Origin of the sequence: Mesorhizobium sp. M7A.F.Ca.CA.002.05.1.1, assembly GCF_003998335.1 — a bacterium.
In the GTDB taxonomy this organism is placed as follows: Bacteria; Pseudomonadota; Alphaproteobacteria; order Rhizobiales; family Rhizobiaceae; genus Mesorhizobium.
Genome location: NZ_RZQI01000905.1, coordinates 1 through 2,354, shown reverse-complemented (window position 1 = coordinate 2,354; position 2,354 = coordinate 1). Strand labels below are relative to the sequence as shown.

Genomic DNA, 2,354 nt, shown 5'->3' with positions numbered 1-2,354 from the left:
GCGCGCAACAGGCGCCGGTGTTGCCATGGCCGGCGACGGCGTCAACGATGCACCAGCGCTTGCAGCTGCCGATGTCGGCATCGCCATGGGCACTGGCGCCGATGTCGCTGTCGAAAGCGCCGGTATCACTCTGGTCAAGGGCGACCTCAACGGTATCGTGCGCGCCCGCACGCTGGCGCAGGCGACGATCCGCAACATCCGCCAGAACCTGTTCTTTGCCTTCCTCTACAATGTGCTTGGCGTGCCGGTCGCCGCCGGCGTGCTCTATCCGCTCACCGGCACGCTTCTGTCGCCGATGCTGGCGGCGGCGGCGATGAGCCTGTCTTCGGTGTCGGTGATCGCAAACGCGTTGCGGCTGAGAACATTGAAACTCTGATCCAAGCCCCCAAATACGAAACCCATCCAACAGGAGACCATGAATGACCTTCGCCAAAAAACTCGTTCTGCTGCTGATGGCGGCCGGAATGCTGGTTACCGTCTTCCTCGAAAGCGTTCCGGCGCAAAGCGAAGAGATGAAACACGACATGGGCGCCATGGCGGCGGATGCGACCAGCCCTTCGACGGAAGGCTACAAGGCGGCGATGGACAAGATGCATGCCGACATGATGGCGTCCGACTATACCGGCAATGCCGATGTCGATTTCGTCAGAGGCATGATCCCGCACCATCAGGGTGCGATCGACATGGCCAAGGTCGAACTCGCCAATGGCAAGGATCCGGAAATCCGCAAGCTGGCCGAAGGCGTCATCGCCGCGCAGGAAGCCGAGATCAAGCAGATGCAGGCCTGGCTCGCCGCCCATCCGGTGAAGTAAGTCTTCAGCCATCGTCAGCGCGGCGAGAACGCCTCTGGATTTCTCGTCCAGCCTGTGATGCGATCGGCCTAAATGGAGCCCGCAATGCCGTCGACCATCAGAACCACCAAACTGCCCTCAGGCGAAGCCGTTCAGGTGCTTGGCCAGGGCACATGGAAGATGGGCGAAGATATCAGTCGCCGCGCCGATGAGGTGAATGCCCTCAAGCTCGGCCTCGACCTCGGCATCACGCTGATCGACACCGCTGAAATGTATGCCGGCGGCGGCGCCGAGGAGGTGGTGGCCGAGGCCATTGCCGGGCGCCGCGACGAGACCTTCCTGGTCTCGAAAGTTCTGCCATCGAACGCTTCGCGCGTGGGCGTGCAGCGCGCCTGCGAAAACAGCCTGAAACGCCTGCGCACCGACCGCATCGATCTCTATCTGCTGCATTGGCCCGGCAGCGTGCCTCTGGCCGAAACGGTCGCGGCTTTCGAGACCCTGAAAAAGGCCGGCAAGATCCGCCACTGGGGCGTCAGCAATTTCGACACCGACGAGATGGAAGAGCTGACCGGCCTGCCCGACGGCAACAATGTCCAGACCAACCAGGTGCTCTACAATCTGGTCCGGCGCGGCCTCGAATTCGACCTGGCACCCTGGAGCCTGCAACGCGGCATTCCGCTGACGGCCTATTCGCCAGTCGAGCAAGGCGCGCTGGCGCGCAATGCCAGGCTCGACGCCGTCGCTGCCCGCCACAATGCGACCCCGGCGCAAATCGCCCTGGCCTGGGTGATGCAACAGGAGGGCATCATCGCCATCCCCAAGGCCAGCAGCCAGGAACATGTCCGCCAGAATGTCGCCGCGCTCGACATCAAGCTGACGCCGCAGGACATCACCGATCTCGACCGCGCCTTCCCTCCACCAGCGCGCAAGCGCGGGTTGGAGATGATCTGACTATGTCCCCGCCAGCCCCTTCAGCCGGTAGAGCGCTTCCAGCGCCTCCCGTGGCGTCATCTCGTCGGGATTGATCTCGCCCAGCGCCGCCCCCAGCACATCACTTTTCACCGGCTTCGACGCTTCCCGCTTCACCGCCACCGAAAACAGCGGCAAATCGTCCACCAGCCGGTTCGTCTTGCCCGAAACCTCACCTTCCTCAAGCTGGTGCAGCACTTCCTTGGCGCGGTCGACCACCGCCTCCGGCAGGCCGGCCAGCCGTGCCACCTGCACCCCGTAGGAGCGGTCGGCGGCCCCCTTGCCGACCTCGTGCAGGAAGACGACGTCGTTCTCCCATTCCTTGACCCGCATGGTCACGTTGGAGAGCCGCGCCAGCTTGCCGGCCAGCGAGGTCATTTCGTGAAAGTGAGTGGCGAAGATCGCCCGGCAGCGGTTCTTCTCATGCAGATACTCGACTGCCGCCCACGCGATCGACAGGCCGTCGAAAGTGGCGGTGCCGCGGCCGATCTCGTCGAGGATCGCCAGTGCGCGCTCGCCGGCGTGGTTGAGGATCGCCGCCGTCTCGACCATCTCGACCATGAAGGTCGAGCGGCCGCGCGCCAGATCGTCCGA

The 2,354-nt window shown here is 63.9% G+C and carries 4 protein-coding genes; 3 read left to right on the top strand and 1 reads right to left on the bottom strand.

Annotated elements, in window-relative coordinates; translation table 11 throughout:
• The 3 genes from EN939_RS30325 to EN939_RS30315 form a co-directional block, all read left to right on the top strand.
• A partial coding sequence (locus tag EN939_RS30325) for an HAD-IC family P-type ATPase (protein ID WP_164751357.1) occupies positions 1-376 on the top strand: 376 nt, incomplete at its 5' end.
• Between the two features lie 43 nt (positions 377-419).
• Positions 420-812, top strand: a complete 393-nt coding sequence (copM, locus tag EN939_RS30320; RefSeq protein ID WP_127271334.1) for a CopM family metallochaperone — start codon at positions 420-422, stop codon at positions 810-812.
• An 84-nt stretch (positions 813-896) separates the two neighbouring features.
• Positions 897-1,742 (top strand): aldo/keto reductase, encoded by an 846-nt coding sequence (locus tag EN939_RS30315; protein WP_127271333.1) that lies wholly within the window; start codon positions 897-899, stop codon positions 1,740-1,742.
• Here the strand turns inward: EN939_RS30315 and EN939_RS30310 are convergent.
• Positions 1,743-2,354 (bottom strand): MutS-related protein (locus EN939_RS30310; RefSeq protein ID WP_442919577.1); only part of this gene is annotated, 612 nt, incomplete at its 5' end.